The organism is Brevibacterium samyangense, assembly GCF_039529845.1.
In the GTDB taxonomy this organism is placed as follows: Bacteria; Actinomycetota; Actinomycetes; order Actinomycetales; family Brevibacteriaceae; genus Brevibacterium; species Brevibacterium samyangense.
In genome coordinates, this window is record NZ_BAAANO010000012.1 from 27,820 (window position 1) to 41,625 (window position 13,806).

The following is a 13,806-nucleotide window of genomic DNA, read 5'->3' on the forward strand; positions in this document are numbered from 1 at the left end:
ACGGGCCCCGGCGCCGTTCCCGGCATTGTTCCGGGCACGGAGCGGAGCACGATCCCGGACTGCGTCCTCGTTCACGGGAGCAACGCGATCATCCGTCGGAACGGGGAGCGACATGAGTCAGGAATCCAAGCGGCCGCGAGGCCGCCCGCGCAACGACAGCGTCGAGACCGAGGTGTCCCGGTTCCGGGCACAGCACGGCGACATCATCGACTTCCCGGAGGGCTCGGCGGCCGCCGGGGACCGTCGCCTCACCCCCCGGCAACGACTCGTCCTCGAGACGATCGAACAGGCCGTGTACGTGCACGGGTACCCGCCGAGCATGCGGGAGATCGGAGAGGCCGCCGGCCTCGCGTCCCTGTCGAGCGTCGCCCACCAGCTGTCCCAGCTCGAACGCCTCGGCTACCTCCGTCGGGACCCGAAGCGTCCCCGCGCGATCGAGGTCGTGAATCCGGCCGAGGAGGCCGCGCGCGCCGCGGCGGAGAACGGTAGTGCGAACACGGCGATGGTGCCGGTGGTCGGCCGCATCGCCGCCGGTGGCCCGATCACGGCGGAACAGTCCGTCGAGGACGTCTTCGCCCTCCCGAAGCAGATCGTCGGTTCCGGCGAGCTCTTCACGCTCCAGGTCGTCGGCGACTCGATGATCGACGCCGCCATCTGCCACGGCGACTGGGTCGTCGTGCGGAAGCAGGCGGATGCGGAGAACGGTGAGATCGTCGCGGCGCTCCTCGACGGCGAGGCCACCGTGAAGACCCTCAAACGCAAGGGCGGGAAGCAGTGGTTGCTTCCGCAGAACCCCGACTACGAGCCCATCGACGGCGACCACGCGACGCTCATGGGAATCGTCGTGGCCGTCATCCGGCGGGTCTGATCCGCGTCCACCGGCCCGACCGGTTCATCCGGTCGGTCACCGCGCAGGTCGCTCCCGACCCGCCCGTCAGCCCTCGTTCGCCAGGCGTTCCAACGCCCCGCGGACGAGGGCTCCGTCGTCCGTGCGCCACATGGGCGGGAGCGAGTCGAGGAGGAACCCGGCGTACCCCGCGGTGCGCATCCGCGAATCGAGGACCGCGACGACACCCCGGTCCCCGACCGAGCGGATGAGCCGCCCGGCCCCCTGCGCCAGACGCAGTGCCGCATGCGTGGCACTCACGGTGATGAACCCGTTCGCCCCGTTCCTGTGTGCCTGATGGGTGCGGGCGGTGACGAGCGGATCGTCGGGCCGGGGGAACGGAATCCGGTCGATGACGACGAGCCGGTTCGTCCGTCCCGGCACGTCGACGCCCTGCCACAGCGACATCGTCCCGAACAGGCACGTCCGGTCGTCCGAGGCGAACCGGGACACGAGCGCGCCGAGCGTGTCCTCCCCCTGGAGGAGGATCGGCAGGTCCGTCCTCTCCCGGAGGGCCTCGGCCGCCTGGGTGGCCGCGAACCGCGAGGAGAACAGCCCGAGCGTTCCCCCGCCCGCGGCGCGGACGAGTTCCTCGAGTTCCTGCAGTGCCGCCTCGGTGAGACCGCTGCGGCCGGGGCGCGGGAGGGCCGAGGCGACGTAGAGGATGCCCTGTTTCCCGTAGTCGAAGGGAGAACCGACGTCGAGGGCGTCGTAGCGGGGCGCCTCGGGCCCGGCGAGCCCGAGCGACGCGGCCACCGCATCGAACCGGCCCCCGAGTGCGAGGGTCGCGGAGGTCGCGACGACGGTGGCCTTCTCGAAGATCCCGCTGCGCATCGTGCCGGCCACCGACAGGGGGGCCACGACGAGCGAGGTCGTCGTCCGCTCCCGGAACGTCGACCGGGACACCCAGCACACGTCGTTCGCCGCTCCCTCGGCGATCCTCTCCGCGAGTTCGTACACCTCCTGGATCCGCGCGCGTGCCATCTGGCGGCCCGCGTCCGCGTCCTTCGGATCCTGGCCGGAGCCGCTGTCGGAGTAGATCTGGCGGGCGGCGTCGCGGACCGCGAGCAGCGCGGTCTCGAGTGGTTCCGGCCATCGGGTGAGGAGCCCGGTCTCCGCCGCGTCGAGGGCCTTCCCGAAGGCGACCGTCACGGATTCGAGGAGGTTCACGACTCCCTCCTGCACCGTCGTGTGCCGCTTCGCGGAGGCGGCAGCGGCCTCGAGCATCGAGACCGTGAGGGACCCGGAGAGTGCATTGGTGACCCGGTCGCGGAGCTCGTGGGCCTCGTCGATGACGACTGCAGCGTGCTCCGGCAGCACGTTCGCATCACCGAAGGCATCGATCGCGAGGAGCGCGTGGTTCGTCACGACGATGTCGGAGTCCGCCGCCTTCGCGCGTGCGAGTTCCGCCCAGCACTCCTCGAAGAGGGGGCACCGGCTGCCGAGGCAGTCGAAGGAGTTCACGGAGACCTGTGCCCACGCGCGATCGCTCACGCCCGGGACGAGGTCGTCGCGGTCGCCCGAGGTGGTGCTGCGTTCCCACGAGCGGATCCGGGCGATCTCCTCGGCGAGGCGGGTCGTGCTCCCGGGGTCCGTCCCGCCACCGGGCCGGTCGCTCGGGGCGTCCGCGCCGAGGTCGAAGAGCATGCCTGCGGCCTCGTCCGGGTACCCACCGTCGAGCTTGTGTTTGCACAGGTAGTTCCGGCGTCCCTTGAGGACAGCCGAGGTGGGGCGCCTGCCGAGGTCGTCCTTCACCGCTTTCACGAGGCGCGGCAGGTCCCGGTCGATGATCTGTGCCTGGAGCGCGAGAGTGGCGGTGGAGACGACGACCCGCTCCCCCGTCCGTACCGCGTACTCGACCGCGGGGACGAGGTACGCGAGCGATTTCCCGGTGCCGGTGCCCGCCTGGACGAGCAGGTGGGTGCCGGAGTCGAGGGCACTGCCCACGGCCTCCGCCATCTGCTGCTGTCCCTCGCGGGGCGCTCCCCCGAGTGCCGTGACGGCACCGGCGAGGAGCTCCTCCGTACGGCTCACGCCTCGTGACCGGCGAACATGTCCGGCCTCAGGTAGGGCCGCAACGCGTCGTGGAGGTCGGCGTCGACGCGGGCCTGGACCGCCGTGCCCTCGGGCAGGTACTCCTCGTGGAGGACGGTGCCCTCGTCGTGGATCCGGGAGACGAGCGAACCGCGGTCGTAGGGAACGAGCGCGGTGACGTCGAAGGCCGGAACGGGCAGCATCCCGTCGAGCGTGCGCCGGAGTTCGGCGATCCCGTCACCGGTGGCCGCGGAGACCGCGACGCTGCCGGGGAAGTTGCGCAGCAGCTGCGCGAGGACGAGCGGGTCCGCGATGTCGGCCTTGTTGAAGACGATGAGTTCGGGGATGTCCGAGGTGTCGACGTCCGCGAGGACCTCCCGGACCGCCTGGATCTGCCCGGCGGGGTCGGGGTGTGCGGCATCGACGATGTGGAGGAGGACGTCGGAGAACGCGGCTTCCTCGAGCGTCGATCGGAAGGCCTCGACGAGCTGGTGCGGGAGGTTCCGCACGAACCCGACGGTGTCGGTGAAGGTGAACTCCCGGCCGTCCTCGGTGACCGCCTGGCGGACCGTCGGGTCGAGAGTCGCGAAGAGGGCGTTCTGCACCATGACCCCGGCGTCCGTGAGTCGGTTGAGGAGGGAGGACTTGCCCGCGTTCGTGTACCCGACGATCGCGACGGAGGGCGTGTGGTGCCGACTGCGATTGAGGCGCTTGGTCTCCCGGGCCGGCTTCATCTCCTTGATCTCGCGCCGGAGCTTCGCCATCCGGGTACGGATCTTGCGCCGGTCGAGCTCCATCTTCGTCTCACCCGGTCCGCGCGAACCGATCCCGGCGCCACCGGCGACACGACCACCGGCCTGACGGGACATGCTCTCGCCCCAACCACGCAGGCGGGGCAGGAGGTACTCGAGCTGGGCGAGTTCGACCTGGGCCTTGCCCTCCCGACTCTTCGCGTGCTGCGCGAAGATGTCGAGGATGAGGGCGACGCGGTCGATGACCTTGACCTTGACGATGTCCTCGAGCCCGCGCCGCTGGGAGGGGGCGAGTTCGGTGTCGACGACGACGGTGTCCGCGCCGACGGCGGCGACGATGTCCGCGAGTTCCTGTGCCTTGCCACGGCCGAGGAAGGTGCCCGGGTCCGGGTGGTCGCGGCGCTGCATGAGTCCGTCGAGGACCTCGGAACCGGCGGTCTCCGCGAGTGCGGCGAGTTCACGCAGGGAGGTCTCCGCCTCCTGGGCGTCGGACCGGTAGATCCCGGTGAGGACGACCTTCTCGAGGCGCAGTTCGCGGTACTCGACCTCGGTGACGTCCTCGAGTTCGGTCGACAGCCCGCTCACCCGGCGGAGTGCCTGTCGTTCGAGAAGATCGATCTGGTGATCGTCCTGGTGGATGAGGTCCTCGTCCGTGAGGGCCGTTCCGGCATGGGACAGGACGCGGTCGATCATCGCGCGAGAGCGGTCTTCGCTCGTGGGGTTCACGCAGTCTTCTTTCTGCTCGAGGTTCGGCCTTCCATTCTCTCACGGACGACCCGCTCGGGGAACGTCTTCCACAGCACGTCGACGGGAGGTCACAGCCCTGAGCCCACCGGGGTGGCAGCCCTGAGCCCGCCGAGTTCACAGCCCGGGCCCACCGGGGTGGGAGCCCTACGATGGTGACCGTGACCGAACACTATTTCTCCCGCACCCCGAGCACTCCCGATCGTCCGCGGTCGCTCACGGTGGACCTCGCCGGCCGCTCGGTCGAGGTGACGACGAGTTCCGGCGTCTTCTCCCCCACCCGCCTCGACATCGGCACGCAGGCGCTCCTCGGCGAGCTGCCCGCGCCGGCCGGGGGGAACCTCCTCGATCTCGGCTGCGGCTGGGGTCCGCTGTCCCTGCACGCGGCGCTCGAGGCCCGGGACGCCGGAACGGATCTCACGGTGTGGGCCCTCGATGTGAACGAACGTGCGCTCGACCTCACGCGGGCGAATGCCGAGTCCCTCGGGCTCACGGGGATCCGACCGGTGTTCGCCGAGGACGTCCCGGCGGACCTCGGCTTCGACATGATCTGGTCGAATCCGCCCATCCGGGTGGGCAAGGACGTGCTCCACGGGTTGCTGGAGACCTGGCTGCCGCGGCTGAATCCCGGCGGCAGCGCATGGCTCGTCGTCGCGAAGAAGCTCGGCGCGGACTCCCTGCTCACGTGGATGCGCGACATGCTCGGCGAAGGGTGGGACGTGCGACGGGAGGCGAACTCCAAGGGCTTCCGCATCCTCGTCGTCGAACGCCTCGGGTGAGGCTCCGCCCTCGGGTGAGGCTCCGCCCTCCGGTCGCGGCTCCTCAGGCCCGGGCAGCCACCGCCGAGGCGAACTCGGCGCCCGGCACCACGTCCCCGACGAGCACGGCCGGACCCGAGAGGGCGACCGTGTCCCCGTCCACCTCGATCCGGACGGTGCCGCCGGGCTGCTGCACGTCCCACACGTCCGGTCCTGCCGCGCCGGCCCAGTAGCGGGCGGCGAGGGCGCTCGCGCAGGCTCCGGTGCCGCATGCGTGGGTCTCCCCGACCCCGCGTTCGTTCACCCGCATGAGGAGGTGGCCGATCGACTGGTCCTCCTCGGGCCCGGCCTCGCGGACGACGATGTACTCGACGTTGGTGCCGTGCGGGGGCACCGGCGTGACCTCGGGGACGGGAACGAGGTCGGCCGCGCGGAGCTCCGCCTCGGAGGCGAGGGCGACGACGGTGTGCGGGTTACCCATGTCGACACTGAGCGCGGGGCGGGCGACGTCGATGCCCCGGGTGGCGACGAGGGAGTCCGCACCGTTCTCGTGCGGCAGGGGGAACTCCCACACGCCCATCTCGACGCGGTACCAGGGCGCGGACGTTCCCGCAGGATCCGGGATCCGTGTGACGAACCGGGTCCCGGCGCGGGTCCCGACGGCCAGGGGCGTGTCCCCGTCGAGTGCGACGAGTCCGCGTTCGACGAGGTAGTGGACGAAGGCCCGGACGCCGTTGCCGCACATCTCCGCGATCGACCCGTCGCCGTTGCGGTAGTCCATGAACCACTCGGCCCCGTCGGTCACCGCGGCGGCGGCCTCCGGGATCCCCGCGGCCGCCGAACGAACGACGCGGATGAGGCCGTCACCGCCGATCCCGGCCCGTCGGTCGCACAGGAGTGCGACCTGCGAGGGCGTGACGTCGAGTGCACCGGCGGGGTCCGCGACGAGCACGAAGTCGTTCATGGTCCCGTGCGCCTTCGTCAGCGACCAGGTCCGCGGGTCCGCGGTGGGCAGCGCGGGGGCCGGCGCCTCGGACGGCCCCGGCGCGGACGGGACATGGCCGGTCGGTGCTCCGGTGGGCGGGAATGCAGGTGTCTGGCTCACGTGTCCAGTGTAGGAGGCCCGGCCGGAGGAGACACAGTGCCGGATGCGGTGCGTGCGTCCTCGTAGGTCGCGAGCGCCGCTGCGAGCGGGACGCCGGCGGGCAGGAAGGTGATGCGCCGGTCGCGCCGGAACCACGTCTCCTGGCGTTTCGCGAACTGACGCGTGCGCACCACCGTGCGTTCGAGCGCATCCTTCCGCGGGAGGTCCCCGTCGAGGTACTGCACGATCTCCGCGTACCCGATCGCGTGGCGTGCGGTCCGCCCCTCCCGGAGCCCGTGGTCGAGAAGTGCGCGGACCTCGTCGACCCAGCCCGCCTCCCACATGCGGTGGATCCGATCGGCGAGGCGGGCCCGGAGGACGGCGCGGTCCTCGACGAGCCCGATCTGCACCGTCGGCATCGCATGGGTGTACTCGGGCAGGACCGCGGTGAAGGGTTTCCCGGTGAGTTCGATGACCTCGAGCGCTCGGACGATCCGCCGGTGGTCGGCGATCTCGATCTTCGCAGCGGCGGCCGGATCGAGACCTGCGAGCCGGGCGTGCAGGGCGTGGCCGCCGTGCGCCGCGATCTCCGCCTCGAGGCGTGCCCGGAGTTCCGGATCCGTGCCGGGGAACTCCATCCGGTCCGTCGCCGCCCGGACGTAGAGGCCGGAGCCCCCGACGAGGATCGGGACCCTCCCGGCGCGCACGATGCGGGCGATGTGGGCGCGGGCCGCGGCCTGGAACCGCACGACGCTCGCCTCCTCGCGGACGTCGAGGACGTCGAGGAGGTGGTGGGGGATCCCGTGGCGTTCGGCCGGCGGCAGTTTCGCGGTCCCGATGTCCATACCGCGGTAGAACTGCATCGCGTCGGCGTTGATGATCTCCCCGCCCAGATGCTCCGCGAGGGCGACGGCGAGGTCCGACTTCCCCGTCGCGGTCGCGCCGACGACGTTGACGACGGGTCGCTCACGCAGGAGTGCGAGGACGTCCTCGGGAACCGCGGTCACGAGCGAACCCTCCGTCCGGTACGGGCCCCTGAGCCGGTTCCCGTCCGAGCGTCGGGGGCCGGGTCGAGCGTGTAGACGCGATACCGCACGTGGTGCACATCGGTGCCCCCGAGGCACCGTGCGGTCCACGAACGGGGCGCACGGACGGCACACCACCGGCGCAGGTGGGTGAGGTCGCTCGCCGGGAGGTCGCCGGCCGCCACCGTGCGGACGTCCTCCGGTGTGCCACCGGCCAGCGCCGCGAGGAACCGCTGCTCGGCCCCGTCGGCTCCGGCAACGGCGGCGAGGGGTCCGTCCGGATGCGTGGCCGCCGAGAGATCGAGGGGCACGATCACCGTCGCCGAGGCGCCGAGGGCGTGCTCCGCCTCCGCACCGTCGGCTCCCACCGGTACGAGCCGGGGCGCGACGCCCGCCTCGACGCATGCCAGGAGCACGACGGCAGCGGCGTGGTCCCCGGATGTCGTGACCGGCACCTCGCGCGCGATCGCGGTGCGATACGCCTCGCCCTCGAGCACAGCGAGGTCTGCGCGCCGGACCCCTCGGTCGATGCCGATACCTCCGAGGCCGAGAACGGACGGTGAGGAACTGTCGACGAGGAGCACCGGGTCCTCGACGGTCCGGAGAGCGTCGTGCACGAGGGCACGCAGGTGCCGCATCGCGGCGGGTTCGCCGGGGTCGATCCCGGTGAGGAGGAGAGGTGTGGCGGGGACGAGGAGTGCGCTCACCGGTCCGACCGCACGGGCATCGTCGGCATCCCGAGCGACGTGGGGCCGGACGGTCGGGCGGTCCCGGATCCGGTACCGCACGACTCGGCCTGCGCACGATCCCAGGCGTCACCGGCGACGGTGCGTTCGAGGGTGAGCGGCGCATCGGCGATGAGGAAGTAGGGCTTGGCCTCCGTCACGGTCGTGCGCACCATGTCGCCCGGACGGACGGTGCCCACCGACGGGTCCGCGGCGACGTGCACGAGGCGGTTGTCGGCGGCACGGCCGCTGAGCCGGCCGTCCGCGGGAACCTTCGTCACGAGGACCTCGACCTCGGTGCCGATGAGTTTCCGGTTCTCCTCGTGGGCGATGGAGTCCTGGAGCGCGACGAGGCGTTCGAAGCGTTCCTGGACGATCTCCTTCGGAATCTGGTTCTTCATCGTCGCGGCCGGGGTGCCCGGGCGGACGGAGTACTGGAACGTGAAGGCCTGCGAGAACCGCGCCCGTTCCACCAGGTCGAGCGTCGCGCGGAAGTCCTCCTCGGTCTCCCCCGGGAAGCCGACGATGATGTCGGTGGTGATCGCGGCCTCCGGCATGCGTTCGCGCACCTTCTCGAGAATGCCGAGGAAACGCGAGCTGCGGTACGAGCGCCGCATCGACTTGAGGATGCGGTCGGAGCCCGACTGCAGCGGCATGTGCAGCTGGGGCATCACCGTCGGGGTGTCGGCCATCGCCTCGATGACGTCGTCGGTGAACATCGCCGGATGCGGACTCGTGAAACGGACCCGGCGGATCCCGGGGACCTGCCCGACCGCACGCAGGAGTTTCGCGAAGGCCCCGCGGTCGCGGAACTCGGCACCGTAGGAATTCACGTTCTGACCGAGCAGGGTGACCTCGACGACCCCCTCCGCAGCGAGCGCCTCGACCTCCGCGAGGATGTCGCCGGGGCGACGGTCCTTCTCCTTGCCGCGCAGCGACGGGACGATGCAGAAGGTGCACGTGTTGTTGCACCCGACGGAGATCGACACCCACGCCGAATGGGTCGAATCGCGCGTCGTCGGGAGGGTCGAGGGGAACACCTCGAGGGATTCGAGGATCTCGACCTGCGCTTCACGGTTGTGGCGGGCACGTTCGAGAAGTGTGGGGAGCGATCCCATGTTGTGCGTACCGAACACGACGTCGACCCACGGTGCCCGCTGCACGATGACGTCGCGGTCCTTCTGCGCCATGCACCCACCGACCGCGATCTGGAAGTCGGGGTTGGCCTCCTTCACCTTCGCGAGGTGTCCGAGGTTCCCGTAGAGCCGGTTGTCCGCGTTCTCGCGCACCGCGCAGGTGTTGAAGACCACGAGGTCCGGATCGGTGCCCGCCTCGGCCGGAACGTACCCGGCGGTGTCGAGCATGCCGGAGATCCGTTCGGAATCGTGGACATTCATCTGGCACCCGTAGGTCTTCACCTCGTAGGTGCGCGGACGGGTGGTGGTCGGTGCTGCCGAGAGCGGTGCGGCGGGGTACGCGGTGTCAGTCATGGGAATTCCAGTGTACGAGGTGTGCGACCGAGGGCGGGCGCGACGGACCTCCCTCAGTCCTCGGCGATCGCCGTGCGGGCCGCCTTCATCGCCACACCGTGATCGAACCCACGGCGGGCGAGCATCCCGAGGATGCGGCGCATACGCGTGTCCTCCGGCAGGCCGCGTGTGGAGCGGGCCTTCTTCCGTGCGACCTCGAGAGCGACCCCGTCCTCGTCGTCGAGGCCCGCGAGTGCCGACTCCGCGTCCCGACCCGTGATGCCCTTGGTCGAGAGTTCCCGCCGCAGCGCCTTCGTCGACAGCGCCCGTGAGGAGCGCCGACTGCGCACGAACTCCCGTGCATAATCCGCATCGTCGAGGAGCCCGGAGGCCGTGAGGCGGTCGATGAGGACATCGACGACCTCGGGCGGATGCTCCTTCCTCACGAGCTTCGTGCGGAGTTCGGACGCCGAATGCGCGCGCGCACCGAGCATGTTGAACGCACGCTTCTTCGCCCGGAGGTACTCGGGGTCGTCGACGGGCGAGCCGATGTCCGGCTCCGTGGGCGTACCGGAGGGAGCACTCGCGTCCGCGCGGAGGCCCCCTGCGGATTCCACCGAACCGGAACCGATCTCGGCCATCCGCCTGCGCAGGCTCTCGAGAACCGGGTTGTCCATCTTCGTCCTTCCTCCGTCGACTCGTTCGCACGACGGCGAAAGGGGGCACAGCCGGATCGCTGCGCCCCCTTCACACGGGTTCCTTCGCTCAGAACTCCGCGCCGGCCGGGACCTCGTCGGTGCCCTCCGCCGGGGCGTTCTCGTCCTTGACGATGCCGAGCTTCTGCTTGATCTTGAGCTCGATCTCCTCCGCCAGGCCCGGGTTGTCACGGAGGAACTTGCGGACGTTCTCCTTGCCCTGGCCGAGCTGATCGCCCTCGTAGGTGAACCAGGACCCGGACTTCCGCACGATCCCGTTGTCGACGCCCATGTCGATGAGGCTGCCCTCACGGCTGATGCCCTGACCGTAGATGATGTCGAACTCGGCCTGTTTGAAGGGCGGGGCGACCTTGTTCTTCACGACCTTGACGCGGGTCCGGTTGCCGACGGCGTCGGTGCCTTCCTTGAGGGTCTCGATGCGGCGGACGTCGAGTCGCACGGATGCGTAGAACTTGAGGGCCTTACCACCGGAGGTGGTCTCCGGGGAACCGAAGAACACACCGACCTTCTCGCGGAGCTGGTTGATGAAGATCGCGGTGGTGCCCGACTGCGCGAGCGCGCCGGTGATCTTGCGGAGTGCCTGCGACATGAGGCGGGCCTGGAGACCGACGTGGGAGTCACCCATCTCGCCCTCGATCTCCGCCTTGGGCACGAGGGCCGCGACGGAGTCGATGACGACGATGTCGATGGCGCCCGAACGGATGAGCATGTCCGCGATCTCGAGCGCCTGCTCACCGGTGTCCGGCTGGGAGACGAGGAGCTGGTCCGTGTCGACGCCGAGGGCCTTCGCGTACACCGGGTCGAGTGCGTGCTCGGCGTCGATGAACGCGGCGATGCCGCCGGCCTTCTGCGCGCTCGCGACCGCGTGCAGTGCGACCGTCGTCTTACCCGAGGACTCCGGGCCGTAGATCTCGATGACACGGCCGCGCGGCAGACCGCCGATGCCGAGCGCGACGTCGAGAGCGATCGAACCGGTGGGGATGAACTCGATGGGCGGGCGGTCCTCGTCACCGAGGCGCATGACCGCACCCTTGCCGTAGTTGCGGTCGATCTGGCTGAGGGTCGCCTCGAGTGCCTTCGCGCGCCCGTCGCCGGTCGCGGCACTCACGTGCGCCTGCTTCTTCACTGCCATGGCTTCCTCCTGTGGCTGCGCCTCATCCGAGGCCGTGCCGTTGCTCTCGCGGGTCCGGGCCGGTGCCGTGTCGTGGTGCCGTGTCGTTCTGCACGGTTTCCGACCCGTCCCCTCTTCTGCCCGAAACACTAGAACGAGGCACGGACACGAATGCATGAACGGGGTGGAGATGTGGACGGCCGGGCCCTGTGGCCCCACCGGAGGTCACAGGGTGACGACCGGGTGACCACGGGTGAGCGCCTCGGTTCTCGAGGAGCTCCTTCTCGGGGAATCCACCTCGGGGAATCGGCCGTGCCGCATCTCCGCTCGCGCCCCATCCTAGCGCACGATGGGAACAGGTGTTCGAAAAGGACCGCGTGTCGTCCACACTCCTCCGGTCCCGAGGTGCGCGGGCCGTCCCCAGGCCCCGGAACGCAGGTGCACCCCGCCGCAACGACGTGCGCGCCCGCCACTCGCGTGACGGGCGCGCACGGGAAATGCGGGAACGGTTGCTCTCAGAACGGCCGACTGAGGGGCTTCCGGCGGCCGAGCCGACGGTCCTCGGGGACACCTGCGGCCTCGCACACCGCGATCCACACGGCGCGGGGTTCATGACCGGCTTCGAAGGCCTGAGCGGGTGTGAGCGAACCGAGGGTGCTGAGTGCGAGATCGGTGTGCAGGGACGCAGCCCGGATCGACCCGAACTCGTCGTTCATGAGGTCCCAGTAGAGCGTGTGCCGCATCAGGACTTGCAGACGAGTTCACGTTCGAGGACCGAGGCGGACATCTCCGAGGGGACGGTGTCCGGGATCTCGATGCCCTCGCCGAGGGCAACCCGATCACTCACCTCGCGCAGGAGGAGGGACAGGGGCAGGTCGAGTGCCTCGCAGATCGAGGCGAGGAGTTCGGAGGAGGCCTCCTTCTGACCGCGTTCGATCTCGCTCAGGTACCCGAGGGAGACGCTCGCGCCCGTGGAGACGTCCCGGAGAGTGCGATTCTGGCGCCGGCGAGCAGCGCGCAGGGTGTCGCCGATCTCGGTGCGGAGTAGTGTCATGCTGTTCCTCCTTGTGGCGACGGCGCTTCCGGAGGACGGTGCCGGGATGTGCACCCTGTTCTGTACGCTGCGATTCGTCGTGTCCATACGAGGGTGACAACCGCAGTGCCTCCGGTTTTGTTCCTCAGAGCCTACCGAAATCCGGGCCGCGTGGATATGCGCGGTCGGGCCGCGGCGAGCGACTCCTCGAGCATTCCCAGGAGTTGTGCGGCCGTTGCACGGCGAATCGCCTCACGCCCACCGGCGAGAGTGATCTCCCGCACGTGCGTCGTACCACCGCGGGCGAGTCCGAGGTAGACGAGCCCCACCGGTTTCCCGTCCTGGGGATCGGGCCCCGCGACACCCGTGCACGCGATGCCGAGGTCCGCGCCGCACACGCGGGCCGCCCCGGCCGCCATCTGCTGCGCCACCTCGGGGTCGACCGCGCCCACACGTGCCAGGAGCGCGGCATCGACCCCGGCGAGTGTCGACTTGAGCTCCGTCGCGTAGGTGACGAGCCCGCCGCGCAGGACGGCCGAGGCGCCCGGCACCTCGGCGAGGGTCGCGGCCACGAGGCCCGCGGTGAGGGATTCGCACGTGGCGACCGTGAGGCCGCGGTCGCGCAGCGCGTGCACGACCCGCGTCGGCAGGTCGGCCCGTTCCACCTCGTCAGTACCCACGTGGCGACCTCACGCCCGTTCGGCCCGCGCCGCGCGGACGAGCTTCGCCGCCTGGATCACGTAGTCGACGCCGGTGACGACGGTGACGAGGATCGTCGCGGTGAGGAGCACCCACGCGACGACGAGGTACGCGGTGAAGGCCGCCGGAGCGAGCACCGTTCCGAGCGGCAGCCACAGGAGGAACAGGCCGAGCGACACCGTCTGGAGGACGGTCTTGAGCTTGCCGCCCTTCGATGCCGGCAGGACGACCCAGCGGATGATGACGAACCGCATGACCGTGATCCCGAACTCACGGACGAGGATGACGACAGGCACCCACCACGGCAGGATCCCGAGGATCGCGAGTCCGATGAGCGCCGCGGACATGAGCCCCTTGTCGGCGATCGGGTCCGCGATCTTCCCGAAGTCGGTGATGAGCCCGTACTTGCGCGCGATGTCCCCGTCGAGCTTGTCGGTGAACATCGCGAGGACGAACACGACGAAGGCCCACACGTGCCATGCGGGCTCGGCGTTCCCGTGCCGCAGGAGGAGGAAGAGGAACACCGGGACGAGGACGATCCGGAACACCGTGAGGGCGTTCGGGACGTTCCAGTTGCTCGGTTTTGACTCCGGGGCGGCAGCAGGAGCACCGGGGGTCGGCTCGGGCAGGTCCGCGTTGCGCTGGGTGTCGTTCACCCCTCCAGCCTATCTGCCGGTGAGTTCCCAGGCGTCGTCGCCGGACTCCTCGACCACCTCGAGTCCGGTATCCGGATCGATCCCACCTGCCTCGAGATCGGCGCCGTGCGTGGG

General features: G+C 70.3%; 14 protein-coding genes. 2 read left to right on the plus strand and 12 right to left on the minus strand.

Translation table 11 applies throughout. The features are described from left to right. Positions 1 to 112 precede the first annotated feature (112 nt). Complete coding sequence (gene lexA / locus ABD172_RS06325; protein ID WP_344307980.1) at positions 113 to 868, plus strand: transcriptional repressor LexA; 756 nt, start codon at positions 113 to 115, stop codon at positions 866 to 868. Positions 869 to 934: 66 nt separating this feature from the next. Here the strand turns inward: lexA and ABD172_RS06330 are convergent, their stop codons facing one another. Together ABD172_RS06330 and hflX are read right to left on the minus strand one after the other, a co-directional pair. Continuing rightward, positions 935 to 2,920 carry an ATP-dependent DNA helicase gene (locus ABD172_RS06330; RefSeq protein WP_344307982.1) on the minus strand — a complete coding sequence of 662 codons (1,986 nt, stop codon included), beginning with the start codon at positions 2,918 to 2,920 and terminating at the stop codon, positions 935 to 937. Beyond that, positions 2,917 to 4,365: a GTPase HflX gene (hflX, locus tag ABD172_RS06335; protein ID WP_344308148.1), complete on the minus strand. Its 1,449-nt coding sequence runs from the start codon at positions 4,363 to 4,365 to the stop codon at positions 2,917 to 2,919. The genes ABD172_RS06330 and hflX overlap by 4 nt, the downstream gene beginning before the upstream one ends. Positions 4,366 to 4,577: 212 nt before the next feature. Between hflX and ABD172_RS06340 the strand changes: the two genes are divergently transcribed. Next, positions 4,578 to 5,195, plus strand: a complete 618-nt coding sequence (locus tag ABD172_RS06340; protein ID WP_344307984.1) for a class I SAM-dependent methyltransferase — start codon at positions 4,578 to 4,580, stop codon at positions 5,193 to 5,195. Between the two features lie 43 nt (positions 5,196 to 5,238). Here ABD172_RS06340 and dapF read toward each other — a convergent pair whose 3' ends face one another. The 10 genes from dapF to pgsA all read right to left on the minus strand — a co-directional run bounded on the left by dapF (position 5,239) and on the right by pgsA (position 13,692). Beyond that, entirely contained in the window at positions 5,239 to 6,279 is a 1,041-nt protein-coding gene (gene dapF / locus ABD172_RS06345) for a diaminopimelate epimerase (RefSeq protein WP_344307986.1), read from the minus strand. Then, positions 6,276 to 7,265, minus strand: a complete 990-nt coding sequence (gene miaA, locus ABD172_RS06350; RefSeq protein ID WP_344307988.1) for a tRNA (adenosine(37)-N6)-dimethylallyltransferase MiaA — start codon at positions 7,263 to 7,265, stop codon at positions 6,276 to 6,278. Before miaA ends, dapF begins: the two co-directional genes overlap by 4 nt. Continuing rightward, on the minus strand, positions 7,262 to 7,990 hold the full coding sequence (locus tag ABD172_RS06355) for a hypothetical protein (RefSeq protein ID WP_344307989.1): 729 nt from the start codon (positions 7,988 to 7,990) through the stop codon (positions 7,262 to 7,264). Before ABD172_RS06355 ends, miaA begins: the two co-directional genes overlap by 4 nt. Then, the gene (gene miaB, locus ABD172_RS06360) at positions 7,987 to 9,498 is read right to left on the minus strand and encodes a tRNA (N6-isopentenyl adenosine(37)-C2)-methylthiotransferase MiaB (protein WP_344307991.1); all 1,512 of its coding nucleotides are present in this window, start codon (positions 9,496 to 9,498) and stop codon (positions 7,987 to 7,989) included. The genes ABD172_RS06355 and miaB overlap by 4 nt, the downstream gene beginning before the upstream one ends. Before the next feature lie 53 nt (positions 9,499 to 9,551). Next, positions 9,552 to 10,154, minus strand: coding sequence for a regulatory protein RecX (locus tag ABD172_RS06365; RefSeq protein WP_344307993.1), 603 nt, complete (start codon positions 10,152 to 10,154; stop codon positions 9,552 to 9,554). Positions 10,155 to 10,242: 88 nt separating this feature from the next. Continuing rightward, positions 10,243 to 11,325 carry a recombinase RecA gene (gene recA, locus ABD172_RS06370; RefSeq protein ID WP_344307994.1) on the minus strand — a complete coding sequence of 361 codons (1,083 nt, stop codon included), beginning with the start codon at positions 11,323 to 11,325 and terminating at the stop codon, positions 10,243 to 10,245. Between the two features lie 494 nt (positions 11,326 to 11,819). Next, positions 11,820 to 12,047, minus strand: a complete 228-nt coding sequence (locus ABD172_RS06375; RefSeq protein WP_344307996.1) for a DUF3046 domain-containing protein — start codon at positions 12,045 to 12,047, stop codon at positions 11,820 to 11,822. Continuing rightward, positions 12,047 to 12,358 (minus strand): helix-turn-helix domain-containing protein, encoded by a 312-nt coding sequence (locus ABD172_RS06380; protein ID WP_344307998.1) that lies wholly within the window; start codon positions 12,356 to 12,358, stop codon positions 12,047 to 12,049. The genes ABD172_RS06375 and ABD172_RS06380 overlap by 1 nt, the downstream gene beginning before the upstream one ends. Positions 12,359 to 12,489: 131 nt before the next feature. Then, the gene (locus ABD172_RS06385; RefSeq protein WP_344308000.1) at positions 12,490 to 13,017 is read right to left on the minus strand and encodes a CinA family protein; all 528 of its coding nucleotides are present in this window, start codon (positions 13,015 to 13,017) and stop codon (positions 12,490 to 12,492) included. A gap of 9 nt (positions 13,018 to 13,026) precedes the next feature. Further along, positions 13,027 to 13,692: a CDP-diacylglycerol--glycerol-3-phosphate 3-phosphatidyltransferase gene (gene pgsA, locus ABD172_RS06390; RefSeq protein WP_344308002.1), complete on the minus strand. Its 666-nt coding sequence runs from the start codon at positions 13,690 to 13,692 to the stop codon at positions 13,027 to 13,029. Positions 13,693 to 13,806 lie beyond the last annotated feature (114 nt).